This is a genomic window from Bacillus sp. TSO22 (assembly GCF_020223595.1).
GTDB lineage: Bacteria > Bacillota > Bacilli > Bacillales > Bacillaceae > Bacillus > Bacillus inaquosorum.
This window is the reverse complement of sequence record NZ_JAHAWO010000004.1, coordinates 184,606-209,535: the sequence shown is the minus strand read 5'-3', so window position 1 is coordinate 209,535 and position 24,930 is coordinate 184,606. Positions and strand designations below refer to the sequence as shown.

The 24,930-nt window shown below is 44.2% G+C and carries 27 protein-coding genes and 1 pseudogene; 9 read left to right on the top strand and 19 right to left on the bottom strand.

The window, feature by feature from the left end; translation table 11 throughout:
* Positions 1–77 precede the first annotated feature (77 nt).
* On the top strand, positions 78–422 hold the full coding sequence (locus KHQ79_RS06045) for a DUF4181 domain-containing protein (protein ID WP_225514401.1): 345 nt from the start codon (positions 78–80) through the stop codon (positions 420–422).
* 2 nt (positions 423–424) lie between these two features.
* Here the strand turns inward: KHQ79_RS06045 and ggt are convergent, their stop codons facing one another.
* Positions 425–2,002: a gamma-glutamyltransferase gene (gene ggt, locus KHQ79_RS06040; protein WP_225514400.1), complete on the bottom strand. Its 1,578-nt coding sequence runs from the start codon at positions 2,000–2,002 to the stop codon at positions 425–427.
* Positions 2,003–2,214: 212 nt separating this feature from the next.
* Here ggt and chrS point away from each other — a divergent pair, with 212 nt between their 5' ends.
* From chrS to chrA, 3 genes are read left to right on the top strand one after another with little or no spacing between them, the layout of a single operon-like run.
* Positions 2,215–2,691 carry a chromate efflux transcriptional regulator ChrS gene (gene chrS / locus KHQ79_RS06035; RefSeq protein WP_003235604.1) on the top strand — a complete coding sequence of 159 codons (477 nt, stop codon included), beginning with the start codon at positions 2,215–2,217 and terminating at the stop codon, positions 2,689–2,691.
* 13 nt (positions 2,692–2,704) lie between these two features.
* A complete protein-coding gene (chrB, locus tag KHQ79_RS06030) occupies positions 2,705–3,298 on the top strand; it encodes a chromate efflux transporter subunit ChrB (RefSeq protein ID WP_060399649.1) in 594 nt (197 codons plus the stop codon).
* Positions 3,295–3,831: a chromate resistance efflux protein ChrA gene (gene chrA, locus KHQ79_RS06025; RefSeq protein ID WP_003235610.1), complete on the top strand. Its 537-nt coding sequence runs from the start codon at positions 3,295–3,297 to the stop codon at positions 3,829–3,831. Before chrB ends, chrA begins: the two co-directional genes overlap by 4 nt.
* 26 nt (positions 3,832–3,857) lie before the next feature.
* Here the strand turns inward: chrA and KHQ79_RS06020 are convergent, their stop codons facing one another.
* The gene (locus KHQ79_RS06020) at positions 3,858–4,076 is read right to left on the bottom strand and encodes a hypothetical protein (RefSeq protein ID WP_225514398.1); all 219 of its coding nucleotides are present in this window, start codon (positions 4,074–4,076) and stop codon (positions 3,858–3,860) included.
* Entirely contained in the window at positions 4,073–4,618 is a 546-nt protein-coding gene (locus KHQ79_RS06015; protein WP_003235613.1) for a flavodoxin family protein, read from the bottom strand. Before KHQ79_RS06015 ends, KHQ79_RS06020 begins: the two co-directional genes overlap by 4 nt.
* A gap of 122 nt (positions 4,619–4,740) precedes the next feature.
* Here KHQ79_RS06015 and KHQ79_RS06010 point away from each other — a divergent pair, with 122 nt between their 5' ends.
* Positions 4,741–5,622, top strand: coding sequence for a LysR family transcriptional regulator (locus KHQ79_RS06010; RefSeq protein WP_133485725.1), 882 nt, complete (start codon positions 4,741–4,743; stop codon positions 5,620–5,622).
* Between the two features lie 98 nt (positions 5,623–5,720).
* On the opposite strand, the pseudogene KHQ79_RS06005 reads toward KHQ79_RS06010, so the two are convergent.
* From KHQ79_RS06005 to KHQ79_RS05955, 11 genes and pseudogenes are all read right to left on the bottom strand, one after another.
* Positions 5,721–6,438, bottom strand: a pseudogene (locus tag KHQ79_RS06005) (endonuclease V).
* A gap of 125 nt (positions 6,439–6,563) precedes the next feature.
* Positions 6,564–6,917 (bottom strand): hypothetical protein, encoded by a 354-nt coding sequence (locus KHQ79_RS06000; protein WP_225514396.1) that lies wholly within the window; start codon positions 6,915–6,917, stop codon positions 6,564–6,566.
* A 9-nt stretch (positions 6,918–6,926) separates the two neighbouring features.
* Positions 6,927–8,795: a ribonuclease YeeF family protein gene (locus tag KHQ79_RS05995; protein ID WP_225514395.1), complete on the bottom strand. Its 1,869-nt coding sequence runs from the start codon at positions 8,793–8,795 to the stop codon at positions 6,927–6,929.
* Between the two features lie 18 nt (positions 8,796–8,813).
* On the bottom strand, positions 8,814–9,074 hold the full coding sequence (locus KHQ79_RS05990) for a YwqI/YxiC family protein (RefSeq protein WP_003235626.1): 261 nt from the start codon (positions 9,072–9,074) through the stop codon (positions 8,814–8,816).
* Positions 9,075–9,083: 9 nt separating this feature from the next.
* Positions 9,084–9,506: a YwqH-like family protein gene (locus KHQ79_RS05985; protein WP_003235627.1), complete on the bottom strand. Its 423-nt coding sequence runs from the start codon at positions 9,504–9,506 to the stop codon at positions 9,084–9,086.
* A gap of 583 nt (positions 9,507–10,089) precedes the next feature.
* Positions 10,090–10,854, bottom strand: a complete 765-nt coding sequence (locus KHQ79_RS05980; protein WP_225514849.1) for a YwqG family protein — start codon at positions 10,852–10,854, stop codon at positions 10,090–10,092.
* A gap of 386 nt (positions 10,855–11,240) precedes the next feature.
* On the bottom strand, positions 11,241–12,563 hold the full coding sequence (gene uglF / locus KHQ79_RS05975) for a UDP-glucose 6-dehydrogenase UglF (RefSeq protein WP_225514393.1): 1,323 nt from the start codon (positions 12,561–12,563) through the stop codon (positions 11,241–11,243).
* Positions 12,564–12,758: 195 nt separating this feature from the next.
* Entirely contained in the window at positions 12,759–13,523 is a 765-nt protein-coding gene (locus KHQ79_RS05970) for a tyrosine-protein phosphatase (RefSeq protein WP_003235632.1), read from the bottom strand.
* 48 nt (positions 13,524–13,571) lie between these two features.
* Positions 13,572–14,288 carry a CpsD/CapB family tyrosine-protein kinase gene (locus tag KHQ79_RS05965; RefSeq protein ID WP_029316917.1) on the bottom strand — a complete coding sequence of 239 codons (717 nt, stop codon included), beginning with the start codon at positions 14,286–14,288 and terminating at the stop codon, positions 13,572–13,574.
* A complete protein-coding gene (tkmA, locus tag KHQ79_RS05960; RefSeq protein WP_003235634.1) occupies positions 14,278–15,024 on the bottom strand; it encodes a protein-tyrosine kinase activator TkmA in 747 nt (248 codons plus the stop codon). Before tkmA ends, KHQ79_RS05965 begins: the two co-directional genes overlap by 11 nt.
* 234 nt (positions 15,025–15,258) lie before the next feature.
* The gene (locus KHQ79_RS05955; RefSeq protein WP_003221769.1) at positions 15,259–15,402 is read right to left on the bottom strand and encodes a YwzD family small protein; all 144 of its coding nucleotides are present in this window, start codon (positions 15,400–15,402) and stop codon (positions 15,259–15,261) included.
* 203 nt (positions 15,403–15,605) lie between these two features.
* Between KHQ79_RS05955 and KHQ79_RS05950 the strand changes: the two genes are divergently transcribed.
* Entirely contained in the window at positions 15,606–17,216 is a 1,611-nt protein-coding gene (locus KHQ79_RS05950) for an SWIM zinc finger family protein (RefSeq protein ID WP_119914368.1), read from the top strand.
* Positions 17,203–19,971, top strand: a complete 2,769-nt coding sequence (locus tag KHQ79_RS05945; protein WP_225514391.1) for a DEAD/DEAH box helicase — start codon at positions 17,203–17,205, stop codon at positions 19,969–19,971. The genes KHQ79_RS05950 and KHQ79_RS05945 overlap by 14 nt, the downstream gene beginning before the upstream one ends.
* A gap of 127 nt (positions 19,972–20,098) precedes the next feature.
* Here the strand turns inward: KHQ79_RS05945 and KHQ79_RS05940 are convergent, their stop codons facing one another.
* The 4 genes from KHQ79_RS05940 to KHQ79_RS05925 all read right to left on the bottom strand — a co-directional run bounded on the left by KHQ79_RS05940 (position 20,099) and on the right by KHQ79_RS05925 (position 22,757).
* Complete coding sequence (locus KHQ79_RS05940) at positions 20,099–20,956, bottom strand: Cof-type HAD-IIB family hydrolase (RefSeq protein ID WP_225514389.1); 858 nt, start codon at positions 20,954–20,956, stop codon at positions 20,099–20,101.
* Positions 20,957–20,961: 5 nt separating this feature from the next.
* Positions 20,962–21,738: a transcriptional regulator GlcR gene (gene glcR / locus KHQ79_RS05935; protein WP_003221778.1), complete on the bottom strand. Its 777-nt coding sequence runs from the start codon at positions 21,736–21,738 to the stop codon at positions 20,962–20,964.
* Between the two features lie 217 nt (positions 21,739–21,955).
* A complete protein-coding gene (gene ssbB / locus KHQ79_RS05930; RefSeq protein WP_003235640.1) occupies positions 21,956–22,297 on the bottom strand; it encodes a single-stranded DNA-binding protein SsbB in 342 nt (113 codons plus the stop codon).
* A gap of 76 nt (positions 22,298–22,373) precedes the next feature.
* The gene (locus KHQ79_RS05925) at positions 22,374–22,757 is read right to left on the bottom strand and encodes a hypothetical protein (protein WP_019259681.1); all 384 of its coding nucleotides are present in this window, start codon (positions 22,755–22,757) and stop codon (positions 22,374–22,376) included.
* Positions 22,758–22,932: 175 nt separating this feature from the next.
* Here KHQ79_RS05925 and KHQ79_RS05920 point away from each other — a divergent pair, with 175 nt between their 5' ends.
* Complete coding sequence (locus KHQ79_RS05920; RefSeq protein WP_032731815.1) at positions 22,933–23,343, top strand: YwpF-like family protein; 411 nt, start codon at positions 22,933–22,935, stop codon at positions 23,341–23,343.
* A 21-nt stretch (positions 23,344–23,364) separates the two neighbouring features.
* Positions 23,365–24,168 (top strand): class D beta-lactamase, encoded by an 804-nt coding sequence (gene blaOXA / locus KHQ79_RS05915; RefSeq protein ID WP_060399663.1) that lies wholly within the window; start codon positions 23,365–23,367, stop codon positions 24,166–24,168.
* A gap of 72 nt (positions 24,169–24,240) precedes the next feature.
* Here the strand turns inward: blaOXA and KHQ79_RS05910 are convergent, their stop codons facing one another.
* Positions 24,241–24,897, bottom strand: coding sequence for a class A sortase (locus tag KHQ79_RS05910; RefSeq protein ID WP_019259684.1), 657 nt, complete (start codon positions 24,895–24,897; stop codon positions 24,241–24,243).
* Positions 24,898–24,930: the final 33 nt, after the last annotated feature.

Sequence of the window (24,930 nt, the reverse complement as noted above, 5' to 3'; positions counted from 1 at the left end):
CGGAGAAAGTCCGGGTGTTCTTTTATGAAACATTTTTCCTTTTTCTTCGTATAAAAGGTAGATTAGGAGGGATTGGAATGGCAGGCACTCATTTTTTGATTGTGATACTGGTCGCGACTTTTATCAATACTGCTTTTTATATCTATGCCCAGAAAAAATTAGGCATCCCTAAACCGCCTTGGTGGTATAAACCCGTAAATAGTACACAAGGATTGCTGGAAATCATCTTGCTCATTTTATTAGGTTTTTCTTTGTTTCGCTTTCCTCCCGAGAATATGCTTATTCTATTTCTATTCTTGACGAATTGTTTGCGTACATTTATGGAATGGAAATATAGGCGGGAAGAAAAACAATATGTACACTATTTATTTGGTGCCGCCCTACTTCTAGTTATTTTTATTTATATTTGTATTTTCTTTTAATCTCAAACCCCCACAGCCGCTCCATCTCCCCGCGGGTCGGCTCCGCCTTGGAGAAAGCCTTCTTCATCAACTTTGATTGCTGCTGCGTGTCCCATCAGCGGATCATAGTCACCGACAACCTCAACGAGATGTCCGCTGTCTTTCAGCTTTTGAATTGTTTTCTCTGTGAATCTGCCCTCGACTCTGAGACCTTCATATTCCTCTCCCCACGTTCTGCCCCATACCCAGCGCGGTTCGCTGATTGCCTGCTGAGGGTGCATTCCGTAGTCCAGCATTCGGGTAATGATGGCCGTCTGGGTCTGCGGCTGGCCCTCGCCGCCTTGTGTGCCGTACAGGATTTTCGGTTTTCCGTCTTTGCAGGCCATAGCTGGCATAAGCGTGTGGAAGCTGCGCTTTTTCGGTTCAAGCGTATTGACATGATCTTGATCCAATGAGAAAAATGACCCGCGGTTTTGCAGTAATATGCCTGTATCACCGGCAGTGACTGCAGAGCCAAATTCAAAGTACAGGCTTTGAATGAATGACACTGCGTTGCCATCCCCATCGATTACGGCCGCATATGCCGTATCACTTCCCACTGGTCTGCTTTCTGCCGGTTCTGCCAGATAGCCGATATCTCCCGCCAATCGTTTCGCATAATTTTTATCCAAAAGCCTTTCAAGCGGAATGTCAGCAAACGCAGGGTCAGTCAAAAAGGCATTCCGATCTATAAAACTCTTTTTCAGCGCCTCCACAAGCACATGATAATACTCAAATGAACCATGCTCGATTTGGCGGAAATCATAGTTTTCCAAAATGTTCAGTGTTAATAAACCGGTAAAACCCTGAGAATTCGGCGGCGCCTGGTACACACTGTACCCTCGATAATCACTTGATACAGGCTCCATCCACTCGCCCCGGTGCGCTTTAAAATCATCGAGTGTCATGTAACTGCCGTTATGCTGTAAATACGAGACAATCCGCTGAGCAATATCTCCTTCATAGAATGCGCTTCTTCCTTTTTCGGCAATCATGTTCAAACTGTCTGCAAGCTCTTTTTGCACAAACCGCTCTCCCGGGACAGGCGCTTTCCCGCTTCTCGTGAAGATGTCGGCCGTGTAAGGCGTGGAGACCAGCAGTTCCAGATTCATTTCTGTGTGACGGCACTGATCAGCAGATACTGGAAAACCATTTTGGGCATAGTCGAGTGCAGGCTCCAACACGTCCGTAAGAGACATACGTCCGTACTCCTTCAGTACAGCATCCCAGCTATCAACCATCCCCGGCACGGTAATGGCACTGTCGATTCCGCGCAGCGGAATCGCGCTCTTTCCCTTGTATACATCTCTCGTTACATTTTTCCCTGAACGTCCGCTGCCATTATAGACTCTTACCTCCTTTGTTTCCTGGTGAAAGGTCAGCCAAAAGGAATCTCCGCCAAGTCCCGTCATATGCGGATATACAACTGCCAGACAAGCACTCACCGCAACGGCAGCGTCAAACGCGTTTCCTCCCTTGTCCAGTATGCGGTTTCCAGCTTGTGAAGCGAGATAATGCGGACTGACGACCATTTGCTTTGTACCGATGACAGATTTGTTCATCACAAGTCCCCTTTTTAAGTGATTTTCTTCAGTATAGGGAGCCTGATTTTCCACATCTACTGATCCGGCAGAAAAACTGACGAACTTTATCCTTTTCGCAAATAACAAGATATATTTCCATTCATTTTGAAAATGAATATAAAAATTTACATTCGAAACGTAACTTTTATGATAAAATGATCTCTAAAAGGCTACGAAAGCAGGTGGAACAATTGAGTCATGAATATCAAATCCCCAACCTTGTTCTAGATGAGATCGACAAACAAATTCTCACCATTTTGCACGAGGAAGGCAGGATATCTTATACGGACCTTGGCAAAAGAGTCGATTTGTCACGGGTTGCTGTCCAGGCTCGAATTAATCAATTAATCGAAGCCGGTGTGATTGAAAAATTCACCGCTGTTATCAATCCGGCTAAAATCGGCATCCATGTATCCGTGTTTTTCAATGTCGAGGTCGAGCCGCAGTTTTTAGAAGAGGTCGCTCTTAAGCTTGAGGAAGAGCCTGCGGTCACCAGCCTTTATCACATGACAGGCCCGAGCAAGCTGCATATGCATGGGATCTTTGCCAACGATCAAGAGATGGAAGAGTTTTTAACAAAGCGGCTGTATCCGCTGCGAGGCGTCGTCAGCGTTGATTGCCAGATGCTCATCAAACGCTACAAAAGCCGTATGGGAATGAAGCTGTAAAGGAGAGAAACGAATGAAAAACCATCCTTATCGGGATATGACGGCCGCAATGGTGCGCACTGGAATATTAGGGTTCGGGGGCGGGCCTTCCGTGATTCCGCTGATTCGCCATGAAGCGGTGAATAAATATAAATGGATTGATGATGATGAATTCGGAGAAATATTAGCGATCGCCAATGCGCTTCCCGGACCAATTGCCACAAAAATGGCGGCGTATCTGGGCTTCAAGCTAAAAGGCACGTTAGGCGCAATCGTGGCGACTCTCGCCCATATTCTGCCTACATGTCTTGCTATGGTGGGCTTGTTTGCGGCTGTAAATGTCTTAAGCCATTCAGCAATTGTTGCCGGCATGATTGGTGCCGTAACACCGGTGATTGCCGTAATGCTCGGCATCATGGCGTACGAGTTTGGCCAAAAAGCGCTTAAAGGTTTCGGCTGGGTCACCGGCATCCTGTTTTTCATCATCGCTTTTATCGGCCTGCAAACTTTGCAGATCAATCCCGGCTTGGTCATTATCATTTTCTTAGCATACGGCGCGTTTCATTTTAAACTGAAGGACAAAATGACAAATAAACATTCAAAAGATAAAGGAATGTCGGCCTCATGATCATGATGTATGTATTTCTGGCGTTTTTTATCGCAAACGTACTCGGATATGGCGGCGGGCCTGCGTCGATCCCGCTGATGTTTGAAGAAGTCGTAAACAGATACAGCTGGCTTTCAAACGACCAATTCTCAAACATGCTCGCACTTGCAAACGCATTGCCAGGCCCGATCGCAACCAAAATCGCCGCGTATGTCGGCTACAGCGCAGGCGGGTGGCCCGGTTTTCTGATTGCGCTGATCGCAACCGTCGTACCGTCAGCGCTTGCATTGATCGTCCTGCTGCGTATCATTCAGCGCTTCCGCCAATCACCCGTTATCAAAGGCATGACACTGTCCGTTCAGCCTGTCATTGCGGTCATGATGCTTATTCTTACCTGGCAAATCGGCGCAGACGGCATCAAAGCGATCGGCTGGATTCAATCACTAGTAATTGCGGGAATTTCCCTCCTTGCCATGACAAAATTCAAGATGCACCCGGCATTTTTGATTATCGCAGCGTTTTTATATGGAGGCCTTGTAATCCCCTATTTATAGAAAAAAGCACCTAGACAGGTGCTTTTTTATTTTGGCCCAGATATGCCGTTTGATATGACAACTGTTTCTTCGCTTGTATTGTCCTTGATGAGGTGCTTAATTTGCAGGGTGGTCCCTGCCATTCTCGCATATTGCTGAACCTGAGGCGAATTGGTTTCAACCTGTATCCAAACAGAAGTGTACGCCTTCCAAGATAAAAAGAGAGCTAGAATCAGCATGCCAGCGATAACCATGAGCAACTTCATAGAGCATCACTTCTTTTCAATAAGCTGCTCGCCGCGTTCAGCGCCTGATGATCATGAAGAATATCGCCAGGACGATTGCCTTCTCCCAGCACATAGCCTTTAAAGGGCATTCCCATAAAATGAAAAATATGTTCAAATTGCTGAATCAGCGGCAGCCCTTTTAGTTTAGGATTGTCTCCTCCTACTGCTGTTACATATGCCTGCTTCGCTGACATTTGCTGTTTAAAATCAGGAAATCGCGGATCTCTCAACGTCTGTGACCAGCGATCAATAAACAGCTTTAATGTCCCTGACATGCCAAACCAATAAATTGGGGTGGCGAATACAAGAATATCGCACGGCAATATCCGTTCAATGATAGAATCGTAGTCATCTTGAACAGGACGAAAGCCGCCTTGAGCGTGACGCAGATCCTCAATTGGCTGGATCTGATATTTCCGCAAATGAATATGCTCCGCATCGAATCCTTGAACAGCCTTCTCCGCAAGAAGATCCGTATTTCCGCCAGGCCTCGTTCCGCCATTAATGACCGCAATTTTCATGATGCATCTGCTCCTTTGTTTACGAATGATTTTCTCCATCATATAATGGATTCATTAATCAATACAGATGATTATTTCGATTATTCCAATCGATAATACCGATTTAGAAAGGGCGAGAACAAATGGAATTGAAGCAGCTGATCACCTTTATTACGGCAGCAGAACATGTAAACTTCACCCTTACCGCCAAGATGCTTAACTATGCACAATCAAGCGTTACCTCTCAGATCAAATCACTTGAAGAAGAAATCGGGACTCCTTTATTTGAACGGCTCGGCAAGCGGCTCATCCTGACAGAAGCCGGTAAAACGTTCAAATCCTATGCGGAGAAGATCATTGCGTTAACAGAAGAGGCAAAAATGGCCGCAAATCAAGTAAGAGAAACAACAGGAACCTTAAAAATCGGGGCGACGGAAAGCCAGTGCACCTACCGCCTTCCGCCTATCATAAAAGAATTTAAACAGGCTTTTCCCCAAGTAAAGCTCATATTCAAACCGTATATTTCAAACGAGCAAGCGAAAGAACAGCTCTTACAGGGCCAGCTAGATATCACATTCATCTTGGATGTAAACCGGCCGGACGACGCATTACACGTTGAATCTTTGATTCAGGATGAGATCAAAATGGTGGCTGCTAACGACCATCCTTTTCCTGCAGATTTACCAGTAACATTGAAGGATCTTCAAAACGAAACCCTTCTGCTGACAGAAGACGGCTGCTCGTACCGCACTCTCTTTGAGAACAATTTACATGATTCCGGTGTCTACCCTAACAAATTAGAATTTGTCAGCATAGAAGCCATCAAACAATGCGTGATGGCCGGACTTGGAATTGGAATCTTACCTGAAATGACAGTAAAAGATGATATTGCAGCAGGTCGGATGAAAGAACTCAATTGGCAGAGCGAATGCCCCGTTTTTACTCAATTAGCATGGCATAAGGACAAGTGGATGTCTGCACCATTGAAGGCTTTGATCGATTTGACGCGGAAAACATTCAAATAAAAACCTTGCCGCAAGGACGGCAAGGTTTTTGATAAAGCAGGATACCGGGAAAGCACACAGCATACAAAAAAACACTTGATGGCTTAGAGTCCCAAATGTTATCCATGATTTTTCTGATAAAACGTTCGTAAAACATGTGTTTCAAGGTCAGCCAGGCGGACAGGGATCGGCAGTCTGCTTTCATGACTGATCATGCTCATCGTGATTTGATAGCTGCTTTCTAAATCAATGTTATTTCCGCAAGACAAGAAAATAGGCTTCACGTCCCGCCGCGTCCGCAGAGCCCGGCCATATACCTCGCCGTCAATGATAATATCGGTATATGCACAGACTTCATTTTCAGGCATCACGAAATCACAGCCTTTGATTTTGAGATACGTTTTCGCAATTCCAATCGTCGGCTTACCGAGAAAAAAAGCCGCGTGAGTGGCAACGCCCATATGGTTGTAATGCAGATACCCGTTGCCATCAAACAAAAACACATCCGGCTCCGTCTCAAGCTTTTTGGCCGCCTCAATGATCAGCGGCAGCTCACGAAACGCAAGAAAACCGGCCACATACGGCACGCTGATTTTCCTCATTCTGTGCACTTTTTCAATGACTTCTTTCTTTTGTATCAACATCAATCACGATGATACTGCACACCCCGTATGGTTCCCCGTCCTGTTCCCAATAAGCGAGGTCGACGCCTGCGCAGGTGTTGATGGAGTCTGGGGTGATGGTGGGTGATAGGTTGATTTTAGGTTGAAGGATGTGTTGTATTTTTACAAATTCTTCTTTGTTTAGGTTAAATAAATGTATTTGTTTAACATGTATCTAAAATCAATCCTACCTCTTGTTAACTAGTGTCTGTTTTTTTGTTGTATTTATTTTCACTTTAAAAGTTCTAGTTAAAAACTTGCAACTCCATGTTCTGCAAGCTTTTTTAAATGAATGTTTAACTACATTTCATTATTCGTAACTTTGTTTAATATAAATTCTATATTTTCAACTATTTCAATATGGCTATTTGACTGAAATTCATACATGGGTTGATCCCAATCCTCATTTTGTATCAAAACTAGTTGATAAAATCCATTAGCATCCGCATCTGGATACCACCCTAAATCAAGTAAGTAATTTTCACGAGAGTATGTTAATTGCAATAAATCTTGTGAAAAAAATAACCACTTTTCATCGTCTGGTGCTAGGTTTTTCGGATCAATTTCTCTAAAACTATTTTGATTTATGGTCCATCCTTTTGGAATTCTTAAGGATTGTAAACTTATTTCTGGCATTTTTTTTATCTTTCTCATAAAAGCCTCCTATTGCTTATCAATACCAAGTTGTTTTAAATACTTATCTAATCGACTGCCGGCAATCGGATGACCATGATATTCACCACCAGAAAACTCCGCTCTAATCCAACTTGTTGGTGTACCTAGATCATAACCGACTGTTTTTCCTGCATCATAAATGAAATAATAGTTGTTATTTCCATTATCAATAATATGACCTTTTAGAAGTGCCTCTTTTTCTAAAGCTTTGTTATTCACATCTGGTAAGTACTGAGCAGCTTTTTTACCTGTCATACTAAAACGTTTTGCTTCTTCAGGTGTCTTAGCCTTAACATGTTTATGTCCATGCGGAGTGAACGAAGCATTATTAAGCATCGTTCTAAATTCTTTACGACCATAATATCCATCATGCGCTACTTTATCGTGATTTTTAGAAATGTTAGGACTATGAGATCTTCCCTTATGGATGCCATCACTAACCATCTTCACAATCCCAAGATCCTTAACAGCCGTCTTTTCCACATCTACACGAACTGTCGGAATTCCGAAAGTGAAGCCATCCGGAGTTACTGGGCGTTCTGCGTATACGCGGACGTTTGTTGGGACTTTGAATTGTTTTACTTTTTCTAGTGTCTTGTTAGCTTTTTGAACTTTTGAATGGGTTGCAAGCGGTATGCCTTTGTCTATATGTTTCGCCAATGCACCAGCACCAACCAAACTTAATGCCGCTTCCAGCGCACCCGATTTCCGCTTCTCCTCAGACACTTTGTTTCCAAACATATCTCTACCTGTCACGGCTTCAGAGAATCCGTTTGACGCAACAAGGCCGTATGCGCCCATTTCTGACATTTTGAGAATGTCTAAGGATTTGCCTGTTTTGTAGGCGTCTAAAGCGTGTTCTGCGGCAATAGCCGCTTTTCCGGTTTTGTAGATGGCTTTTCCGCCTTTGAAAGCGCGGCCTGCCCAGCCGACGACCGGTATGAATCCGGCTGCGGCCATAGCTCCTGCGGTCACACGTTCTGCGGTGGAGAGTTTTTCTCCGGTAACCGGATCAACGCCTTCGGTTGCTCTTTTATAATCATAATAGCCAGTGACTTCTCCAGTAAAGTTGCAAACTCCATCCCATGTTTTTTCGTACCAAGGTTTGTTAGCTTCTTCTTCAGCCTTTTCCTGAAGCCGCCTTGCTTCGGCTTGCTGGGCTTTTGCATCGATATAGGTCGTTCCTTGCTTTTCTACTTCAATGACGCTTTTGTAAACTTCATTGCTGTGGAAGGCTTTTTTGTTATAGTACATAGGGGATGCGCTCTTCCCGTTGCTGGTGGCCTGCATGAGAACAGAATATTTGGTGAGCACTGCGTTGTCCAGAGATTCTAAATTTTGATATTCAGTGGTCAGGGATTCATCAAGCTTATCGACTGCCGTGATCGTGTCACGTCTGATTTTTTGGGCATCGCCCATCTTATCTGCATAGTCGTCAAGCGTGTACATGTCGAGATCAATAATATCGCTGATGCCTGACAAAATAGAATCGATTTCTTCTTTATGAGCGGAGACAATCTCTGAGGCTTTCAAGTCTCCATTGGGCAGCTCATGATCCAAAAAAGAAGTTTCCACATATGAATCATTCAGTTCTTGATCTTTAATATCTCCTGAAATGCCATTTAAAAACGCAATTTGAGCAGAGACAAGCGTCAGCCAGCTGTCAACGATTTCCGCCTGTCCCTGAAAGAAAGCTTTAATATTGTCCGCGCCTTTTCCTTTAAAATCGTCACCTAAATCTGCAACGCCCTGAAACGCTTTTTTCAGCGTATTCAGCTGCTCCTCAAGCGTCTCATATTGCTTTTTTCTGCTCTTTGCTTCATCGATTAAAGATTGTGATTCAAATACTTTGCTCATCGCACTGCCCTTTCTTTTCTATTTTACAGCTATCGCCTCGTCCTGCTCTTTGAGTGAATCAACGTTATCCTTTGTGTCCTCGATATTTTTCTGTACCGCTTTTTTATAATCTCCGAGCATGGTCTTGATGTTCTCCTCACGCTCATGATATTTTTTCGTGTAATCAAGGCTGTTTTTTCCATTGGAGCCCGCGGCGCCGATTGATACGTCAGCAAGCGCATCTTTGACAGAATCCAATGTTTTGATGACTGTGCCGTATTTCAGCTTAATTTCTGACATAAAAAAAGATCACCACCATTTTAGTTTACTAATTTGTTTTCCTGCTTCTTCCACGAACTCTTCTCCCTTAGCAAGAAGATCGCCTGCGGCATTCGCTGCACTCTTGGTCAAGTTCAGCTCAAATTTCTCTGCTTCAAGAGTGAATATTTTGAATTGAATTGAAGCCATATAATCGTTATATTTATCATTCACAATCTTGGATGCTTCCGATTTCGCCTCTTCTCTGCCCTTGTCGAAATCATCCGCTTTCGTTCCTGTCCAGTGCTTGCCCAATTCCGGTTTCACAATTTCTTTGATTTCAGTGATTGCCTCTTCTTGCAGTGTGTCTATGTCCTTTTTTGCTTTTTTCAGCTTTTCGATCTTGTCTTCCACGTCGGAAATTTTTCCGTTGAGCGAACTTTTGATATCCGCTAATACACTTTCATAACCCATCTGAATCACCTCTTAATACTCAAAAAGTCGTATGGAGGGGCTGATGAAGATAGACTTTTCCATACTTTATTTCCATATATTATATTTTAAAATAGCCAGAAGGCGGCTTAAATAGGGTAAATGGCTTAATTTAGGCTTATAACGCTCTCGATATGTAGGTCTATGATCTTGTTTTTGTTCGTTATACAGCCAATAAAAGCGTTTTATAACATTGAAATGCCTGAAGTCATAGTTACAAAGACACTTGAAAGAGACAGATGTTGATGATCTGTCTCTTTCCGTGCAATGGTAATTACTGTAATATAAAGATAAAAAACAGGGTGATGATGATGAGTTTTTTCAGTCCGATGATGTTATTTTTTGTTGTCTTTCCTTTTCTGTCCTTCTTTGTTTTCGGTATTGCAGGCACATTGCTGTTTAAAAAACACGGCCTTTAGTCAATGCCTCTTACGGTGCTCAGCTTATTGGTCATATTTATGTTCTGCATTGACTCGGCTACGCCTGATTTTGTTGTGTAGCTTATTTCATTTCCGCTTCTGACCCTATTGGCGGCAGGGGTGACCCTTTGGATCAAAAGCCTGTATTAGCTGCAGTCCCAGTTGTACAGAACGTTTGAAAAGTCTTTTTTCCTTAAATCGTCAGGTGTGATGAAAAAATTTGCGATGCCGACGTCTCCCCACATTGAATCGATATCATCGTCTGAATCAATTTGCAGAAGGAGAACAGTATGTTCTTTATACGCGTATTCCCTCGGATCATTCTGAGTAAAAGAAGCGTACCCGCCGATTTTATGGCCGAACCCGTTTTCAGCCAGCTCATTATAAATGTCTTCTTCATCCTCACCGAACTGATCAAAGAATTTCATTGTTTCCATGCCCGCATATTGCTCAAATTGAAAATCTGTAGGCAGCACCCATTCCGCAGATGTCTCAGGCTCGACTGCTGCTTCTGATAAAATCGGAAAATCACATTCGTCTGTGTCGATAAATGAAAAATCAGAAACAAGCTCGTCCTCGTTTTCTATGATATTCTCAAAATAGATCACTCTGAAATTCTTTTGTTCACATTGATTGTCAAAATTCAACCCATACACGTCATCATGAACAGAAATGTAAAACTGCAGGATACCCGCAGAAGGAAAGCCGTCAAGCTGGGGAATTTGCGAGAAATTAATCTGCGCCAGGAGCTTCATCGGCTGTCCATTTTCGTCAGTCGGGTATGTTTCATGCTTGGGAAAATAGGGCTCACCGGCAATTTTGCTCTCATATCGCCCTGTTTTCTCTTTTCGGACATTCAATTTCACATATTCTTTTGCTGATTTCTCCAGCATATCTCGATACGGTCCCATTTTTTCAGGCAGATGTTTCTTCACGATTACTCTCCTTTTCCAGCATCTCCAAATGATTTTGGCAGCTCTTGTTTTTCTAGTTTTTCTTTTGTTTCTTCTAATGTTTTTCCGCTTTTTCAAGCTGTTGTTTATGGTATGTATGCTTCAATTAATCATATTCTGCATACGGTCCAATACCATCACCTAAAATCCTTCATGATTCCAAACAGTTATATTTACATAGATTCACGAAGGCTTTCCATTTTCATAAAGTCACTATTCCTATCTAAATTTTCAAACAATAGTTAAATAGTAGCAAATGTATCCAGCCTCCACAAGCAGGAGAATAGACTTATCATCCGCAATAAACAAAAAAAGACTGGTTCACAACCAGTCTTTTTTTACATCTATTGAATTGCCCCCGACGGAACAACCGCCTTCCGCCCCACAGAATAATACTCCACCCCTGCAGCCGCAGCTTCATCCAATGTGTAGCAGTTTCTGCCGTCAAATATGAGCGGCGTTTCCATCAAATCTCGATAGGCTGCTAACGGAAATTGTTTAATGTCAGCCCAGTCGGTTAAAATCATGACGGCGTCGGAACCTTTGACAGCTTCCTCGATCGTCTCTTTATATTCAACAGCTTGCGGGAGAACATGCTTCGCATGGCTTGCGGCAATGGGATCGTAGGCTTTCATACGGGCGTCGAGCGCAGCGAGACGGTCTGCAATGACAATCGACGGCGCTTCCCTCATATCGTCCGTATTCGGTTTAAATGACAGACCTAAAAGGGCAATCGTTTTTCCCGTCACCCCGCCGAGCCTGTTCAGCGCTTTATCCACCAGCATCGCCTGCTGATTGTTGTTGACTTTGATGACCGATTTCAGCAGTTCAAAATCATGCTCGACATTGCCGGCAATTTGCACGAGAGCGTTTGTGTCCTTTGGAAAACAAGAGCCGCCGTAGCCTATGCCCGCTTTTAAAAACTGGCTCCCGATCCGCTTATCCTGCCCCATACCGTACGCGACTGCTTCAATATCGGCGCCGACCTTTTCACATATATTCGAAATTTCATTTATAAAACTGATCTTAGTGGCAAGAAATGCATTTGAGGCATATTTGATCATCTCGGCGCTTCTGATATCCGTTTGATAAATCGGAATTTGAAACGGGCGGAAAAGCTCCTCAAGCGTCTTTGCTGTTGTCTGATCCGCTGTTCCGATCACGATCCTGTCGCCGTGAAACGTGTCATAGATCGCTGACCCTTCACGTAAAAATTCAGGATTGGATGCGACCGAAATGCTGACAGGCTCCGCAAGATGTTTAGAGATCAGCCCCTCAATCAAATCGTTTGTCCCGACGGGCACTGTGCTTTTCGTTACCACGATGGCATCCCGTTTGACATGCCGGGCGATGCGTTTGGCCGCATCTGTAATATGCTCCAGATTCGCGTGCCCGTCGCTTTTCTGCGGTGTGCCGACCGCTATAAAAATAATGTCTGCCTGTGCCAAGCCGTTCTCATAGCTCGTTTCAAAGTTCAGCCGTCCATCAGCTGTATTTTTTCTCATCAGCTCTTCAAGACCCGGTTCAAATATGGGGGAAATGCCTTTTCTCATTTCATCAATCTTGTGAGCGTCAATATCAATGCAGGTTACATGATGTCCAATCTCAGAAAGAGAAACACCTGTCACAAGACCGACATAGCCTGTTCCGATGACTGTTATATTCATTGTTTCCCTCCAACAGTTAAATTGCTGCTTTGCAGCTTTCGTATTATCGTATGAGAACATCCTATCATGAATGCGGATGATCTCCCGCATAGCCTGTCGGGTACAGCCTGTACAGATTTCTGAAATGTGATTCAATCATACAGTATACTATTATATCGCTCTCAGAAAGAAAGTGGTGAAATGAGAACCGGCTGTTTAAAAGAGCCCAAATAATTTTCTTCTTTTGACCGGTTGCGGGGGCTGCCTGTAGATCGTTTGATTTTGCAGAAGAAGCTCGGCGTTTTCCGTCAGCAAATAAGGAAATTCCGGACCGAATTCTTTCTCTAGAATATAAAGGGCCTCTTGATTGTGAACGTTTCTCGTTTTCACATTATGGGCATCTGAGGCTACGAAATGAATCAAATTGGCTTCAGCCAGCCGGAGAGAAAATGCTTTCATCTGTTTTCCGAAAGTCCCCGCAAGACTTCCTGAAGTCATCTGAGATGCCGCTCCTTTTTCCACAAGATGATACAGCAAGGACGGGTTTTCGCGAATTTCCCTGTTGCGTTCAGGATGGGCGATAACCGGAATATATCCTTTCAGCTGCAAATCATAAAAAAGCTGCTCCGCATATCGGGGAACCTGATCAAACGGAAACTCAATCAGGATGTATTTCGTATCGTTCAGCGAAAGCAGCTGCTGTTCAGCAAGGTCTCGTTCCAAATCGCCGTAAATTCTGATTTCCTGCCCCGGAAGCACGGTTAAAGGGATATCTTCTTTAATTAAACGTTTGTTTAACTGATCTGCCGCTTCTCTGACTGCGGCTGGCTCGTTTTCATACATCCCGTTCTTATGATGCGGTGTCGCAATGATGGTCCGGATTCCCTGACGAACAGCGGCTCTTGCCATTTCTATGCTGTCGGCTGAATCACTTGCCCCGTCATCCATTGCCGGAAGAATGTGACAGTGAATATCTATCATGTCTTAGCCCCCTTTTTTCGCAAAAATAAATAACGGGCAAGATGCACGTTATTTATTTTGTATGAAATTTTCCTTGTTTCCGTAATATCCGTATTCAGAGTGCTTCGAAAGCTTTTTGCCGTTCATAATCGCCCCAAGGAGCTTGCTATTGCATGATTCGAGCGCCTCTTTTGCTTTTGCCGCTTGTTCTTTTTCTGTTTTTCCGCTTGAAATGACCAAAACAGAACCGTCTGCTACGTTGCCTAAAATCTGTGCATCCGCTACGGCGAGAATAGGCGGCGTATCAAAAATGACCATATCATACGCCGCACACGCTTCGTCTGCAAGCTCTTTCATCCACTTCGAGGAGAGTAGCTCGGCCGGGTTTGGCGGGATCGGCCCGCTCGTCAGCACTTCAAGATGTTTTTCATTTGAGGCTTGTACAGCCTGTTCCAGTGAGCTTTTCTTTAATAGAACAGATGTTAAGCCAATCATATTTTCTAGATGAAAGGCCGTATGTACCGTTGGTTTTCGCAAATCAGCATCAATCAGGAGCACTTTTTTTCCCTGCTGGGCAAATACGACAGCCAGGTTAGCGGCCGTCGTTGATTTTCCTTCTCCGGGACAGGCCGATGTGATCATCACTGATTTCATCTGGCGGTCCACTGAAGCAAATTCTATATTCGTACGAATCGTCCGATATTGTTCAGAGTTCAAGGATTTCGGCTCTGTCATCGCAATGACATTCCTGCGCATCCAAGAGCCCCTGCTTTTTCTAAACGCCAAAATGTCCACTCCCCGCTTTTTCAGATTGGATACCGTGTAAGCTCTTCGCTGTTTTCGGCTCATTCGCAATGGTGGAAACCGTCCCTAAAACCGGTATGTCCAGCAAGGATTCGAGCTGCTCTTCCGATTTGATCGTATTATCCAAATGCTCAAGCAGGAAGGCCAGTCCGATGCTTCCCGCCAATCCGGCCGCAAACGCGATGGCAATGTTAAGAAGCGGCTTTGGCGATACAGGTGAGGGATGTTCTGAAACCTCGGCTTTTGACAGGATACTGACATTGTCAACATTCATAATGGATGTGATTTTGTCTTTAAAGACAGATGCGATGGTATTGGCAATATGAGCCGCTGTTTCCGCGTTTTCATCCCTGACTGATATGTTGACCACTTGGGAGTCCTGTTCGCTGGATACGGTAATTTTGTCATTCAGCTCTTGAGATGTCATCGACAGGCCTATTTCTTTAATAACTTCATCTAAAATCGCAGGGCTCTTAATGATGACGTTATACGTATTGATTAACTGAAGATTGGTTTGGACATCGTTAAATTGGACTTCTTTTTGGTCGTTTTTCGATTGATTGACCAGAATCTGAGTTGAATTTTCATAGATGGGTGTAAGTGCGAAGAAACTGATGAGTCCGCCGGCAGCAGTGGCAGCTGCGGTTACAATCATAATCAAAAGTATGCGTTTTGTTAACGTTGATAATATCTCTTTTAAACTAGTAGATTCTCCCATGATACCTCCAAATCTCTTATAGCATCCTTTTCCATCTACGATTATACAACGTAGAAACCGCATTTCTCCAGCTTTTCACGTGACAATATTCGACAAATTTTTACAAAACGATATGGTGAGAATCTTTATGTAAGCGCTATATTTATTGTCTTGACAAAGCTGCCTCTTTTTCTCCTATTCAGACAGCCACGTAATCTCGCATAAAAAAAATCCCGCAAAAGGCGTGCGGGATTCTTATGTTGCATATCCATTTTTAATATGAGAAATCAAATTTTCAAGCATTTCCTTCGTCGTCATCTCAGATGACCGCTCACCAATTTCATGTGCATGCATCAAAATTTTCAGAAATTCCTCTTGATTCAATTTCTTTTCACTCATCTTTTTGTTCCTTTCAGCTTCCATTAAGTTGAAAACACGATTATTATATGATGCCGGTTATCAATTTGCAATCTCTAATACATCATTCGACACATCCCATTTTTTATGTCCTTTTTTAGGAAAAACTTTTTCAGGCCGATGGGTTGCGATATAATAGAGAAATTGGATCTTTTTATTACGTGACTCGGTTAGGAGCGATAATCATGCTTCAGAATATGATTTCCAAAGACGATGTGCTGGCATCTGCTGAACAGCTAAAAGAACTTCTTCCTTACAATGAGGAAAATGTTCAGCTGATCAAAAAAGCCCTTATTTTATATCGGCAGGATTCAGTCTATCGTTTACAAGCAGTGAGTCCGACGGAAGTTACGGCTTATGTGCAGGATGTTGTGCCTGTGCGGGTCACATTGAACTTGTTTGTTATAGTCAAAAGCGGCTGTTCATGTCCGTCCGGAAGAATCTGCCGCCATATGCTGGCTGTGTTTTTATATGTATATGCAATGTTCGAGCGAGTGGGTACTTTTACAGAGTATTGGCTGGAGAGGGAAAAGCTTGAGGAAAGCAAAGAGCTCGTCCGCCGCCAGTTTCAGGAAAAGGTGCTGCCTAATGAAGAATCGCTTTCAAGCTGGCTTTCTTTTTTTGATTCAGAGTTTTCTCTCTGGCAGGCGCGCACGCCGGAAGGCAGCCAAAACATGCAGGGCCTCTATTACGGCTACCTGTCCGCATTAAAAAAGCATGCGCCGAACAAGCCGGAGCTGAAAAGCCTGTATCAGATTCATTCCGCAATTGCGGTTTGGCTTCGCATGTTCACATTGATTGAAGCGGGCAAGCTAAACCCCGAGCAAGACTTTTATTCCCTCAATCCGTACGTTGAACAGCTGATGGATACAATCTACAGCTCTATTGATAAATTAAAAACATACGCGCTGTCTTTTGCGCTTGATCCATTTTTGGAAAAAACACCGGATGTTGTCCGAAACTTGCTGTTGAAAGAAGAAATTTTTCAATATGAACGCATCCGCATCTTCGGTGAAATTTGGAGTGCGCTGCTGTCGCGGTCAAAATGGGTGGCGCGCGAACAGGAGATTTTGAAAAAAGAAGCCGGACGGCGTTTTTCTCCTGAATTGCAATTCGGCCGCCTACATTTGGAATTCCTGCAGAAAAATGATGACGTTATTTTTGCGGAAGCTGATCAATTCCCGCCGGAAGCGCTGCCATATACATTTCAGTGGCTGAGTGAAATCACTGCCAAGAAGGATTGGAAACGGCTGAAAACATGGTACCAGCGGATTGAACCGATTGCGATGGGTTATACGAAGCTGGATAAGCCGTTTAAAGAGATTCGCGACGTAATCGGCGAGCTGTTCCTTCTGCTGAATGCCTATGTGAAGCAAACCAATGACCAAGCGCTGTTTGAACGCTATGCTGCGGGCTGTCTGCCGTATACGTTCACAGAATACAGCCATCATTTATATGAGAAAAAACGATATGCCGAGTGGATCGAGATTCACAGCCTTGTCGGCTTTTCCATCTATGAAATGGATAAAATCATGCTGAAGGAAATTGCAGCGAGCGACCCGGAGGCGCTTATACCGGCTTATCACAGAGAAGTGGCCTTTTTCATCGATCAGAAGAACCGCAGCTCGTACAAGGAAGCCGCCCGGTATTTGAAAAAATTGCGCACCCTGTACAGAAAAGCGAAGAAACTGAAGGTGTGGGAGCGGTATATTCAGCAGCTGAGCTCGCATTATAAGCGCCTGCGCGCACTTCAAGAAGAACTGCAGAAAGGAAAGTTGATTGATGGCGAGTCTTAAAGAAATTCTCATTCACGTCGAACAAATGGAAGATGGGTCATTTACACTCTCAGCTTTTGATGAGAATGAGCAGCCTCTTCCCTACAGCCATATGAAAAAGCATTTGTTCCAATGGCACGAATCCTCATTTTACGGAACCTTTCTTGAGGATGTCAGCTTCATCGGGACAACCGCTGTTTTGCTTTCTCCATGGATGACTGTAGAGCTTCTCGGCAAAAACTCGTTCAACTCATTCAGCTCCGTACAGCTTACTGAAGAAACGGAGCCGCTGATCGAGGCGGCATCGACCATCTATGAATTTATCGCAGACGGCGATTTTCTGCCTGACTATGAAGCATGGACAAACGGTGTTTTTCGCTGGAAGGACCGCGACAATATACTGGATGGCTTTACTGCGGATTGGTTTTCCGCTGCAGTGCAGGACTACATCCAATACGACGATGACCTGCGGGAGAAATGGGAACACATCAAGGAGAAATCGCCTGCGGTCACGACATTCCGCGGACATTTTCTCGATGAAGAGGATTTTCTTGAAGGGATCGGCTGGATTGACGATCAATCTCCATTTACAGTCGGCCTGCGCTTAAATGAACCAGACTTTGACGGAGACGATTGGAAAATCGAAATGTTTTTACGCGATAAAAAGAGCAGCGCTGTTGAATTCTTTGACGGGCTGAAGAGCCTCAAAAGATCGTGGCAGGCATACAGCGATAAAATCGCGCGTGAACAGGACCGCTTTCACAGAACGGTTCCGTGGCTCTCATTTGATTCCGGGACAACACTGATTTCAGAGGAAGAAGCCTGGATCTTCCTGTCAGAAGCGAGTGAGACGCTTGTCGATATGGGCATTGAAATTCTCCTCCCGTCCTGGTGGCAGATTGTCAGAGACAGCAGCATGATGCTGAAAGCAAAGGTGTCGTCCGCCCCGCGCGGCGAGTCATTTGTCGGCATGAATGCGCTGCTTGATTTCAACTGGCGGTTTGCGACAAATGGAATTGAGCTGACTGAGGCTGAATTTAATGAGCTTGTCGCCAGCAACAGACGCCTCGTTAATATCCGCGGGCAATGGGTGAAAATTGATCCGCAGTTTATTAAACAGATGAAGCGACTGATGGAAAAAGCGGAATCAGAAGGACTCCACATGTCTGATATTCTGGCCCGCGAGCTAATGGATCAGCAGGAAGGCGGGCTTGAGGATTCAGATCTGATTGATACATCCGCTTTTGCCGGCATTCAATTTGATCTGTCCAAACAGCTTAGGTCACTGATTCGGAAGCTCACTACCGCGGAAAACCTGCCGGAGCACGAAGTCAGTCCTTCTTTCAAAGGGACACTCCGACCTTATCAGAAATACGGCATGAACTGGCTGCTGTTTCTGCGGGAAAGCGGTTTTGGCGCCTGTCTGGCTGACGATATGGGTCTTGGGAAAACGATTCAAATGATCGCCTATTTCCTTCACGTGAAGGAAAGCGGCCGGCAAAAAACGCCGAATTTGATTATTGCGCCGACATCCGTACTCGGCAACTGGCAGCGGGAGCTTCAAACCTTTGCCCCTGATCTGTCTGTCGCGCTCCATTATGGGCCGCGCCGTCCAAAGGGTGATGATTTCGCTGCGCATTACGAAACCGCAGATGTGGTACTCACTTCATACGGGCTGTCGCATGCCGATGCTGAAGAGCTGTCTTCTGTGACATGGAACACGATCTGCCTTGATGAAGCGCAAAATATTAAAAATGCGCATACGAAACAATCACGCGCAATCAGAAAGCTCAAAGGGCTTCACCATATCGCGCTGAGCGGGACTCCAATGGAAAACCGTTTGACCGAGCTGTGGTCCATTTTTGACTTCATGAATAAAGGCTACCTCGGCAGTTTGACAGGCTTCCATAAACGGTATGTGCTGCCGATTGAAAAAGACCGGGACGAAAAGAGAATCGGTCAGCTTCAGCAATTAATACGGCCGTTCCTTCTCCGGCGGACGAAACGGGATGAAGAGGTCGCGCTTAATCTTCCTGAGAAGCTGGAAGAAAAAGAATTTATCCCGCTCTCAGCCGAACAGGCGTCACTTTATGAACAGCTTGTCAAAGACACATTTGACCATATGACGTCACTGACCGGCATGCAGCGAAAAGCGCTGATTCTCAGCATGCTCGGACGGCTCAAGCAAATTTGCGACCATCCTGCACTCTATTTAAAAGAAGATCAAACCGAGCTGCTGGCCGGCAGATCAGTCAAGCTCGAAAAATTGCTGGAACTCATGACAGCGATTCGCGCCCAAAACGAAAGCTGCCTCATTTTCACGCAATACATTCAGATGGGGAACATGATGAAAAGGCTGCTTGAAAAAACGTTCGGCGAACCTGTGCAATTTCTAAACGGGAGCCTCTCCAAGCAAGAGCGGGATTCACTCGTTGAGAGATTCCAGAAGAAAGAATACCCGACACTCATTCTTTCACTCAAAGCTGGAGGCACCGGACTTAATTTGACCGCCGCCAATCACGTCATCCATTATGACAGATGGTGGAACCCGGCGGTTGAAAATCAAGCGACTGACCGGGCATACCGCATTGGCCAGGAGCGCTTTGTCCACGTTCATAAAATGATTACAACGGGAACAATCGAAGAAAAAATTGATGTCATGCTCGAATCGAAGCAAACCCTAAACGACCAAATTATCCAAAGTGAAAACTGGATTACCGAGCTTTCCACACAGGAACTCGAAGAATTGTTTACATTGAGCGCCTCAGCGCAATAATTGACTATAAAAAAAGCTGGCTCCTGAAAGAGCCAGCTTTTTTCCGTTCATAGCCGTCACGCCGGATTTCCAAAGAATCCGTTACGCCGGTTATCAACAGGATGCACGTTTGGTGCAGCATATAAACCTACAGCAAATTCTTAATCATATGTGCGACACCGTGTTCGTCATTGGTCAAGGTGACAGCATTAGCGATCGCTTTGATATCTTCCCGCGCATTGCCCATCGCTACACCTTTTCCCGCAGCCTCCAGCATCGATTTGTCATTTAAACTGTCACCTACAGCTGCGGTTTCTTCGATCGGAATATTCAGCCGTTCCGCAAGCCTCTCCAGCGCCTGCCCCTTGGAAGCTTTGCGGGCAGAAAGCTCAAAGTTATGCTCAGCCGAACTGACAAGCGTCAAATCTTCAGCATGCTCATATCTTTTCCAGCCTGCCTCAAGCTTCTCTTTGAGGAAAGAAAAACCGAGAATATTATAAAAGTCGATCTCCTGATCAGCCTCAAACAGCTCTTGAAACGAGCCAATGTAAGCGAAGCCGGATTGGCTGTATTGCACCTCGGCCGCCTGCATAAGGACAGAAAGATCTGCTTCCGGATTCGCGCTTCTGAATCGGTCCAGCTCAACATCAAGAAGCTCTCTCCCGTTTTGTGGCGTATAAATGGCTGAACCTGTGAATACCTCGTAGTAATAGTTTTCTGACTCAAGCCATGAGAGAATGTCATACGCCCGTTGTTTCTCAATGGTTTCCTGATGATAAAGCCTGCCGTCAGGATCGTGAATGACGGCGCCGTTTGCGCTGATGACCCACGTTTTGATCCCGAGCGGCTCAAAAATCGATTCAACATCAAAATAAGCGCGCCCAGTTGACACCACTACTTCAATGCCGTCTTTCTGCGCCTGACGCAGCGCATTTTCATTTTCCAAGCTTACCTGATGCTTGCTGTTGAGTAAGGTTCCATCTAAGTCAATCGCAATTAATTTCACGTTTGTCAGCCCTTTCCTTCATCCTGCTCTGTCACGAGAAGTTCCACACCGTTACGGTCAAGCAAGTCACAAAACGCCTGATTCGGCAGCCTGTCTGTGATCAACAGATCGATTTCACTCAGCTCCGCATACTGATAAAAACTGGTGCTCCCCAGCTTCGAATGATCTGCAAGCGCGATCACCTGCTTTGCCTGCTGAATCATTTTTCGCTTTACCATGCCATCTTCTTCATGCGCAATTGTAATGCCATGCTCGGAAATGCCAACCACACCGATCAGCGCTTTATCGACGTGATAGCTTGAAAGCTTTTCAATCACTGAGGCGCCGTACAGAAACCGGTGCTCCTTTTCCAGCTTGCCCCCGAGCAGATAGATTTCAATTCCCTCTTTATCGGACAGCACTTCCGCGAGATTAATCGAGTTGGTAATCACCGTACAATCATCCGCATTCAAATGCTTTGCACATGCCTGAACGGTTGTAGAGGCGTCTAAAATCACCCGGTCACCATCATGAATGAGCGATGCGGCAAGCCTGCCGATCTTGTTTTTTTCCTCGGACACTGTTTTCAATCGGCCTGAATAACTTTGAATTTTCTGATGCACAGTCGGCAAAATGGCACCACCCCTTGTGCGGATGATGGCATTCTGTTCCTCCAGCTTCACAAGATCCCGTCTCGCTGTATCCCTTGACACTTGAAGGAGCGTACAGATCTGCTCCGTTGTAATTCGGTTATGCTGTTTTAAAAAATCCAAAATCGCTACTAATCTTTCTTCTTGGTACACGCCCTCATTCCTTTTCTTAGCATTCATCTTTAAGTAATTATAAGTTTTTACTCAATTACAATCAACATTATTAAGTGAATTTAAGCAAAAATGCATCTTGAGAACCAATTTTTCCTAAAAAGAAAAACCAGTCTGGTCGACTGGTCAGTTTTGAGGGGATGATGCGGAGATCCGGATAATCGTGAATGGATAGAAATCGGGAGGAGCAGGGGTTATGTCAATCGGCCGTTTTTTCCCGGGGTTTAGGGTCCATAAAACGAACAGTATCAGCCAACACTTCCGTTACATACACGTTAACGCCTTCTGCGTTTTCATAGCTCCTTGTCTGGATCCGCCCGCTTACGCCGACGAGAGAACCTTTTTGGCAATACAACGCCGTGTTTTCAGCTGTTTTTCTCCAAAGTGTGCAATTGACGTAATCGGCCTCGATTTCACCTGAAGCATTTTTGAAGCTGCGGTTTACCGCGAGCGTAACGTGTGCAACTGCCGCACCGGCGGAAGTGTAGCGAAGCTCAGGATCTTTTGTAAGACGTCCGACTAGCATGACCTGATTGAACATGCGATTCCTCCTCTCCTTGCGGTTATATGTATTGTAGATGATGCAATGAGAAAAGAAAAACGCTTAAAAATGACTTTCAGCCTCTGTTTTTATCTTTCGTTTTCATTTTTCCTTCAGCTAAAAACATCTTTTGTTTTTTCCCTTTAAAGAAATATGTACTTTTTAAAAACCGGAAAAAGATTTGCTTTGTCAGCCAATTTTGCGTATTCATGCACACATAGGAAGAACCATCCCATGCAAACCACTGAAAGCTCAGTTTTTTTTCCGGCAATGACACCTCAATTTTATACTGCTCCATGCCGTCGTGTGTTTCGTATAAAAAACTCATCCTCCCTTTTTTGTTCAAATGGACTTCAAAAACTTCTTTACGGCTTAATATATATGCTTCATCCTTTTGAATCAAACGGTTTTCAGAAGGAGTGCCGTCAATGTAAATTTCTTTTAAACGAAATTGATTCATACACATCTCTCCGTAATCCATAGTCAGTTACAGTATAATGAAAAAATAGAAATTATTAAATGTTTCACCAATATGAAATTCTTTAGCCCCGGCATTGCAGCGTTTTTTCCTCTAAAAAGTTTATGTTATAATGGAAGGCAAGAAATCTTTGGAAGTAATCGGGGTGAGAAAAGAAATGAAAACCTTTAAACTGGTTGACCTGAATGTGGAACGAGTGGACAAGGAAGAAAAATCAATTGAACAGTTTCCCCTAATTGACGGACTGATTATAAATAAAGAAGACGGTGAAAACCACTGGCTGATTGAAGCGCTTGTATCGAAAGAACACCTGTCTTTTTTTGAACAGCTTCAAAACAGCCAAACTGAAGCCAAAGTATTTGTAACGATCACGAAAAAAAGCAACCGCCCCGCCCAGCTGACAGCGGCAGTGAAAAATATTGTCAAGCTGGAAGAAAGCATACAGGTTTTAATCTACGGACAAATGGTGACAAGAAAACAGCAAGGCACTGAAACCATTCTGGAGTCCCTTGTAAAAGAGGGCTATACAGGAACAAAACTGATTGAGGCGTTTAAGCAAAACATATAAAAAATTTCTGAGGTGAAGATATTGAGCAAGGGAAAGATGCAAGCACTCTTTTTATCACTTATCGGTGCGGCTCTCCTCATGACATCAAGTTTACAGACACCTACAGAAGCTGAAGCTGCAGAGAAAAACATAAATTCGAAAAAGCTGAAGGTTGATGAGTTTTTCACAGATCACGACGGCACTTTTATCTTGCGGGATTTAAAAAACGAAAAAACATTCGTCTACAACGATCAGCGCGCAAAACAAAGATTTGCGCCGCAGTCGACGTTTAAAGTTCCTAATGCGCTTATCGGATTAGAAACAGGCGCTGTTAAAGATGAATATGATATCAAATACTGGGATGGCGTGAAACGGGAACTTGACGTTTGGAACCAAGACCATACGCTCGGCTCTGCTATGAGATATTCAGTGGTTTGGTATTACCAAGCAATGGCCCGGGACATCGGAGAAGAGCGAATGAAGGAATGGATTGAAAAAACAGGTTACGGCAACCAAGACATCAGCGGCGGAATTGATCAATTCTGGCTAAGCAGCACTCTCAAAATCTCTCCTTTAGAACAAACAGATTTTATGGAATCGTTATACAAAGAAAAACTACCATTTGACAAAAGCGTCATGAAGACGGTAAAACGGATGATGATTCAAGAAGACGAAGACCACTATACGCTTTATGGAAAAACCGGTTCTGGCTCAGGCATCGGCTGGTATGCCGGCTTTGTTAAAACCGAGCACGGGGCGTACAGCTTCGTGACGAACATTGACGGAACCGGAACAGAAGCGAAAAGCATCACAATGGACATTTTGAAGAAATATGTTCTGCATTAAAAAAGACTGCCGTTAGGAAACGGCAGTCTTTTTTCTGTAAATATCCACTGCAAAAGAAAGACATCAAGAAACTTACATTTCGCTATTGATATCATCTGTATGGCCGACAGCATCAATCAATTTCCCTTTAACTGCTAGACGTCCTTTCGTTTCCACAGCTTTGTCACAGGTAATTAACGTAATTTCCTTTTCTTTTGTATTCTGAATCACATCTGCATGTATTTCTGAAATCGTTTCTGTTGATGTCACTGAGTAAATATAGTCTTTTTTAAAATCTGTAATCACAATTTTGGCGCCTTTTTTTATATTCAACAGAGGTCCAAACAGAAGACTCTTTTGCTTCAGATGATGGCCCGCCAACGGATAATTCCCCTCGCCCATTTTCTGATCCGGGCGCATTGTTGCCGCCCCGATCAGAAGATTTTCGTTGGTAGTGCCTTTTAGGATCGGAAGCTCCAGATCGACACTTTTAATGGTTATCCGTCCGATGATCGCTTTCTGATCGTGATCAAAGCCAGCCTTTATGGCTTCCATCAAATCAGGCGGCTGGATTGAGTCAAATTCAAAAGCAGCTTCTTTCTCATTATTTTTTTTCAGCTGCTCCACAGTTAATGCCGACTCATTCTGGCTTTTGCTAAGATAGACTATGATTCCTCCTTTCAAAAAAGGGGAACAGATAAGCAACAGTCCGAAAAGAATGAACAACGTAATGATCATTTTCTTGTACATGCAAAAAATTCCTTTCTTATGCTTCATTCAAAA

Coding starts and splice junctions, on each gene's coding strand:
- ggt (WP_225514400.1), bottom strand. CDS start 2,002: ATGAACAAATCTGTCATCGGTACAAAGCAAATGGTCGTCAGTCCGCAT.
- KHQ79_RS05995 (WP_225514395.1), bottom strand. CDS start 8,795: ATGAGCAAAGTATTTGAATCACAATCTTTAATCGATGAAGCAAAGAGC.
- chrB (WP_060399649.1), top strand. CDS start 2,705: ATGAAAAACCATCCTTATCGGGATATGACGGCCGCAATGGTGCGCACT.
- KHQ79_RS05920 (WP_032731815.1), top strand. CDS start 22,933: ATGAAAACCTTTAAACTGGTTGACCTGAATGTGGAACGAGTGGACAAG.
- KHQ79_RS06045 (WP_225514401.1), top strand. CDS start 78: ATGGCAGGCACTCATTTTTTGATTGTGATACTGGTCGCGACTTTTATC.
- KHQ79_RS05950 (WP_119914368.1), top strand. CDS start 15,606: ATGCTTCAGAATATGATTTCCAAAGACGATGTGCTGGCATCTGCTGAA.
- KHQ79_RS05925 (WP_019259681.1), bottom strand. CDS start 22,757: ATGAATCAATTTCGTTTAAAAGAAATTTACATTGACGGCACTCCTTCT.
- tkmA (WP_003235634.1), bottom strand. CDS start 15,024: ATGGGAGAATCTACTAGTTTAAAAGAGATATTATCAACGTTAACAAAA.
- KHQ79_RS05955 (WP_003221769.1), bottom strand. CDS start 15,402: ATGAGTGAAAAGAAATTGAATCAAGAGGAATTTCTGAAAATTTTGATG.
- uglF (WP_225514393.1), bottom strand. CDS start 12,563: ATGAATATAACAGTCATCGGAACAGGCTATGTCGGTCTTGTGACAGGT.
- chrA (WP_003235610.1), top strand. CDS start 3,295: ATGATCATGATGTATGTATTTCTGGCGTTTTTTATCGCAAACGTACTC.
- KHQ79_RS05990 (WP_003235626.1), bottom strand. CDS start 9,074: ATGTCAGAAATTAAGCTGAAATACGGCACAGTCATCAAAACATTGGAT.
- KHQ79_RS05985 (WP_003235627.1), bottom strand. CDS start 9,506: ATGGGTTATGAAAGTGTATTAGCGGATATCAAAAGTTCGCTCAACGGA.
- KHQ79_RS06010 (WP_133485725.1), top strand. CDS start 4,741: ATGGAATTGAAGCAGCTGATCACCTTTATTACGGCAGCAGAACATGTA.
- KHQ79_RS06000 (WP_225514396.1), bottom strand. CDS start 6,917: ATGAGAAAGATAAAAAAAATGCCAGAAATAAGTTTACAATCCTTAAGA.
- KHQ79_RS05945 (WP_225514391.1), top strand. CDS start 17,203: ATGGCGAGTCTTAAAGAAATTCTCATTCACGTCGAACAAATGGAAGAT.
- KHQ79_RS05910 (WP_019259684.1), bottom strand. CDS start 24,897: ATGTACAAGAAAATGATCATTACGTTGTTCATTCTTTTCGGACTGTTG.
- KHQ79_RS06020 (WP_225514398.1), bottom strand. CDS start 4,076: ATGAAGTTGCTCATGGTTATCGCTGGCATGCTGATTCTAGCTCTCTTT.
- ssbB (WP_003235640.1), bottom strand. CDS start 22,297: ATGTTCAATCAGGTCATGCTAGTCGGACGTCTTACAAAAGATCCTGAG.
- KHQ79_RS06015 (WP_003235613.1), bottom strand. CDS start 4,618: ATGAAAATTGCGGTCATTAATGGCGGAACGAGGCCTGGCGGAAATACG.
- KHQ79_RS05970 (WP_003235632.1), bottom strand. CDS start 13,523: ATGATAGATATTCACTGTCACATTCTTCCGGCAATGGATGACGGGGCA.
- KHQ79_RS05980 (WP_225514849.1), bottom strand. CDS start 10,854: ATGGGACCGTATCGAGATATGCTGGAGAAATCAGCAAAAGAATATGTG.